Source organism: Massilia sp. CT11-108 (assembly GCF_047302915.1).
Taxonomy (GTDB): Bacteria; Pseudomonadota; Gammaproteobacteria; order Burkholderiales; family Burkholderiaceae_D; genus Telluria; species Telluria orientalis.
Genome location: NZ_JBKYMO010001497.1, coordinates 1 through 275 on the forward strand (window position 1 = coordinate 1; position 275 = coordinate 275).

Annotated in this window: 1 protein-coding gene; it reads right to left on the reverse strand. The window is 66.2% G+C overall.

Annotated elements, in window-relative coordinates; translation table 11 throughout:
• A partial coding sequence (locus ACEN88_RS35405) for an FAD-binding protein (RefSeq protein ID WP_413347078.1) occupies positions 1–275 on the reverse strand: 275 nt, incomplete at both ends.

Here is a 275-nt window from a genome sequence, read left to right on the forward strand (position 1 = left end):
GTACGGTCGGCCGCGGCGCAGGCGCGCTGCACCGGCTTCTCGCCGAAGTTGGCGGTGTGGCCGCCGAACGGACGCTGGTAGATCGTGCCGTCCGGGTTGCGGTCGAACGGCATGCCGAAGTGTTCGAGCTCGTACACGACCTTCGGGGCTTCGCGGCACATGAATTCGATGGCGTCCTGGTCGCCCAGGTAGTCCGAACCCTTGACGGTGTCGAACATGTGCCAGTACCAGTCGTCCTCGCTCATGTTGCCGAGGGATGCGCCGATGCCGCCCTG